Here is a 4,457-nt window from a genome sequence, read left to right as displayed (position 1 = left end):
GCCGGGCCGAGCGAAAAGCAATTGGCCTATGCCCACAAGCTTGTAGATCTCGAATTCAACAAGCCGGACCGACCTAGCCCGTGGACGCCGTTCGGCTTTGGGTCTGAACCTTCGGTCGATATGCGTTCAGGCTGCCCGCATCCATCTGCCGGAGCCACCAGGCGTCGTTCGATCGGAGAACTATTTTCTCATACCGCATGCTAGACACCCGCTAGGATCGCCCATCCGATAGACACGAGTACAAGGCCAACTATAAGGACAAAGACGGCACCAATTATGAAATCTCCGAACTTAACAAGGAAATAGGCCGTTGATCCGCTTCCTGTCATCACGATAGCGAGGCGAAGCAACTTTGGCCAATCCGCGCCGCCAAGCCAGCTCAGAGTTTGGTAAGCAAGAATACCGCCCGCCACGAGGCCAACCAGCACATACCATAGTTGGCGCGCTTCCCTAGCTTCCCCAGCTTCCCTCGCCCGCGCCTCAGCCAAAGAGGCTTCGCTGTCGTGATATTCAACGGTGCCGTCGCTCCTGCGCCAACTGTACCGAGTGATCATATGTGGTCAAACCCTCCCATTTCGAGGCAACATAATGTGGCGAAGCGCACAATCCCAGACTGGACCAACTAGGCTTCCATGGTCGTCTTAGTGATGGCCCGTGATTGCAACCTTCCAGTAGCGGCACGCTTCTGACTGCTCCTGCGGATGAACCGTCAAATGTTGGTTCGACGAAACCGAAGGCCCGTTAGAAGTCGTCTTTCATCGAACTTTGCGTCGATGACAGAAATCGAGCAGCTATCGACTTCTGGCGGTCCAGGAGACGACACCCGCTCAGCGCTACGCGCGGGCGTTCGCCTTCCCTACCTTCCGTCAACTACACCACGAGCGTGGACACGATCAAAGGTGAGGTGGACTGGCCATCGATGCTGTCATTCCCTACGTCACCCCATGAAATCGGTTGTCGTGCGCTTGCATAACACGGCGTAAATTGTCCTTCATTTGTCTTCCTGCTGCTGCTCAGCAATTCCACAGCACGGCAGACAATTAACTCGGTTAAGGCCGCATTAGAGGCCGCTAGCGGCAGCCGCCAGCCTGCTTTTCACAACCGATACGGTTCATCGTCACGGTGATAGGGTGATACGCAAAATCGTGTTTCTTTTCGTCCGATGCGGCATTGATCAGGGCCACGACCAAAACTCCGGCAAGGCCACCGCTTTGTCCGCCTGAAGAAAGACGTTGCTCTGCTGTCTTGTTGAAGGGCGAAGAACTCGTGACAGCGCTCTTGTAGCCGGGCGCTGTGCACCGCGCAGTGATCGGCCGCGAAGCGTAGCCGTAGTCTGGAACCCTCACTTCGGCCGGTGTCTTGACGGCGGCGCTATACCCTTCGCTCTCGAGTACGCAATCGATGCCCTCGATTTCGATTTTTGAGCTGGAACCGCCCCCCGTCTTCCGGGCATGTTCGTAAGTGCGGACGGTGATCATTTCGAAACCCCGAAGCTGGGGAATGTCTTGACCAGCATTGCGCTGAGGCGCCAGGACGTCGCCGTTTACGCTGCCGGGGCTTGTCGGGATGGCGGTGACGCTCATGGCAAGGGGCTTACCGGCTTGACAGCCGGCCACTCCGGAAAGTCCGATTGCCAAGACAGACATCGCAACTCTGCGCATCTGGGTGGAAGCATTCGTTGCGGTGGGCATGTTAACGGCATGCCGCATATCTATTTCTCCGCCGCCGCTTCGCTCAACACCAATTCCTTATCCTTTTTAAACATTCGCTCAGCCTCGGGGTAATAGTTGAGTGCGACGACAATGTTTGGCGCCGCGGCCTTCTTTCAGTAGGCAAACGCCCTGACACAGTCCTGTCAGCCAGCAAGACTCCAGCAAGTACTTCGATAGTCTGTTCATTAGAACCTCAGCCACCTGATAGAGAGCAATCCGTCCGCGTAGCTGAGCCATGTATTGAGATACATGGCCAATATGATGCAGTTAGTCAATATGTGCTGTTGAGAATCCTTGCAAGAACGATGCATTTGCGTCATGTCGCCAGAGTAACCCACCATCTTCTCAGCTAAAAGCATCTGGCCCTCTGACCGTATTACCGTCCCCTTAAGACGCGGCATTCCATCCCCGCGATTGCCGGTGCTGCGCGCTCGAAGAACTGTGGCAACGTATCGCGTCGGAAACGAACTTTCTGACCTCGCCGCCTCTTTGGCTATCGACCCCTTCATGCCGCTCAGACGCGAGGGGCACCATGGGAACCACAAGAAGTTCTTCCGGCTCTTCGGGACAAAAGTTGACCGTGCGCAAGCGCGGCGGCAGGAAGCGAGCGATAGGCACACGAGCACCGATGCTGATCCGAATGGCAGCCAATGACCGTGGTCGCTGGACTTCGTGGCGGATCAGTTCACCGATGGGCGCAGGTTCCGGGTCCTGACGGTTATTCCATTGTTTGGAACGGCATACACCATCCGTACCGAGAAGCTCTGGGGGATTTGCAGGAACTGCCGCAGGCTGACAATTGCTGCGTGTTTGATGGAATGGCTCCTAGAACCGCGCTATTGTGCCGCTGCAATACAATATAGACTTCTAGTCAATTTTAGATAAGCAGAACTTGCGTTCAATCTGATTATCGTCTGCAACCGTGAGCAGCTTCCGACAAAGAGCCTGCTTAAGACCGATCACCGTGAGGGTGGGATCCAATGACAAGGAATTCGATCAGGTTAGCATAGTTCCCCACGGACAGAATTCGTCTCACCAAAATTTACTTCGACCCGCTTTAAAAATTCTCCTCTTTAACTGCGTTCCATTTTTTCCTGGAGATCTTATCGTGAAAACACCTCTTAAAGCTGCCTTACTCGGGGCGGTCGTCCTTCCTGTCGTTACAGCATGTGGCGACGGTTTGCCTCAAGCAACGGACGCGCAGATCCTCGCTATGCTCGGCGAAAGTCCGTTCGATCCAGATGACGGCCCCTCGACTATTCCCAGGCGCACAGAGGAGTGCCCCAGAGTGCTATCTGGCCTTGACCAGGCAATCTACAAGGACATGCCAAGTGACATGTTGGGCATGTTCAAGACCGACTGCAGGACCAATCTCGCAAAGATCATCAGTGACACATCGAGAAACCCCCTCAGTTACTCAATCGAGGACTTCGAGAACAAGGAATTGGCTGCTCGTATTTCGCGTATTGCCGCCGACGCTGCGGTAAAATCCCAAGAATTTAGGGAGTCTGCCCGTAAGCAGGCGGAAGCCGACAAGATTAGGGCCCGGACGGAAGAGATTGCCGATGCAAAACGACAGGTAAAACAGCAAATAGCGTCACTCGACGCCCAGTTTGGTCATATAGACCAACTCTGCTCCGAGTGGGATCGGGAGTATGCTTCCGCAAAGGAGCGAAATCGCTACCTCGCCCGGCTCAAACCCGACACCTGCGATGACAAATTCAAGTTCCGAGTAAGGAAAGAGGCTAACGACACCTTGGCAGTAATCTCATCGTTAAAAGTCGAAACCGAATTTTATGGCCGGTCGCTCATTCCCCACTACAATGGGGCAAATGCAGCATACCTTACCGAGCGGATCGCTAACCTTTCATGGCGAATCGATGAGCTTAAGACAGTGAAACCGCTCGATTGAGCGTGAGCTTCCCTCCCTGCTCCATGGCCCGGATCTGCCTTTCAACCTGATGCTGCTCAACCGTGGTGCGCACGAGTTTTTGAACGAGTTCGGCTGCGCCTGAAACTCGTTGAGGGCTTCGGGCTGGTGGGGCGCGACAAAGCGGGTGAGATGGCCGCCTCATTGGCTGCAAAATTCGGACGCAAGTCGCCCCCTGTTCCGAGACGATGTGGCGGGGCGTTTGTTGGCCCTGCTGGTGAGAGTTTCGTCTTTCAGGTGTGCTAAGAGGAAGGAACGTAATGCCAGCGGAGAGAGTAGCGATGCGTCGTGTCCGCGAGATTCTAAGATACAGATTTGAGGAAGGGCTCAGCCATAAGTCGATTGCGGTGCGCGTTCGTAAAACACCACAATTCGGCTACCGCAAGATTGGCCATGAACTGATGCGCGGTTCCAATCTCTTCGCGTGGCTCCGGTCGGCCCAGGCTATACTATGGGACAAGTCGGCAACCCTGGGAAAAATCTCGACAGTGGTCAGACCCTTTCAAAACGCTTTTGTAGATCACGTCCCAACCGGGACGGAATTCCCATTGGTATCGTTTACTAAAGCCGGAAATCTGCCAGAAGCAGTCACTTGATGTCGACCTCAAAAAGCCAGGCAACACGAGAATAGAGCTATGAGCCGTGTCACAAATAAAATTGTAGCCGAATGGAAGGCTAGCGCCCTGCCCGTCCAGGAAATCGCAAGGCAGTACGGGGTATCCGATACGACTGTCTACTACCACATAAACAAGAAGCACGCCGATCGACGCCGGGAGCAGTGGCGGAGATACCGGGCCAAGCGAAGACAAGATCCC

At 54.6% G+C, this 4,457-nt stretch carries 5 protein-coding genes and 1 pseudogene; 5 read left to right on the top strand and 1 reads right to left on the bottom strand.

Annotated features, from left to right (window positions below; all coding sequences use genetic code 11):
- On the top strand, window positions 1–204 hold a 204-nt coding region (locus tag LH464_RS23970), incomplete at its 5' end, for a hypothetical protein (protein ID WP_226788916.1).
- Between the two features lie 866 nt (window positions 205–1,070).
- Here LH464_RS23970 and LH464_RS23965 read toward each other — a convergent pair.
- Entirely contained in the window at window positions 1,071–1,478 is a 408-nt protein-coding gene (locus tag LH464_RS23965) for a hypothetical protein (RefSeq protein WP_226788915.1), read from the bottom strand.
- A 713-nt stretch (window positions 1,479–2,191) separates the two neighbouring features.
- On the opposite strand from LH464_RS23965, the pseudogene LH464_RS23960 reads away from it, so the two are divergent.
- The 4 genes and pseudogenes from LH464_RS23960 to LH464_RS23945 all read left to right on the top strand — a co-directional run.
- Window positions 2,192–2,435, top strand: a pseudogene (locus tag LH464_RS23960) (IS3 family transposase); the annotation flags it as partial.
- 385 nt (window positions 2,436–2,820) lie between these two features.
- Window positions 2,821–3,624: a hypothetical protein gene (locus tag LH464_RS23955; RefSeq protein WP_226788914.1), complete on the top strand. Its 804-nt coding sequence runs from the start codon at window positions 2,821–2,823 to the stop codon at window positions 3,622–3,624.
- Window positions 3,625–3,902: 278 nt separating this feature from the next.
- Window positions 3,903–4,238, top strand: coding sequence for a hypothetical protein (locus tag LH464_RS23950; RefSeq protein ID WP_226788917.1), 336 nt, complete (start codon window positions 3,903–3,905; stop codon window positions 4,236–4,238).
- Between the two features lie 39 nt (window positions 4,239–4,277).
- Window positions 4,278–4,457, top strand: a 180-nt coding sequence (locus LH464_RS23945; protein ID WP_226788913.1) for a helix-turn-helix domain-containing protein, incomplete at its 3' end; no start/stop codon positions are given.

This window comes from Pseudorhizobium xiangyangii, from assembly GCF_020531965.1.
GTDB lineage: Bacteria > Pseudomonadota > Alphaproteobacteria > Rhizobiales > Rhizobiaceae > Neorhizobium > Neorhizobium xiangyangii.
The sequence above is the reverse complement of the archived record's forward strand: the minus strand, read 5'-3'. Positions and strand labels throughout refer to the sequence as shown.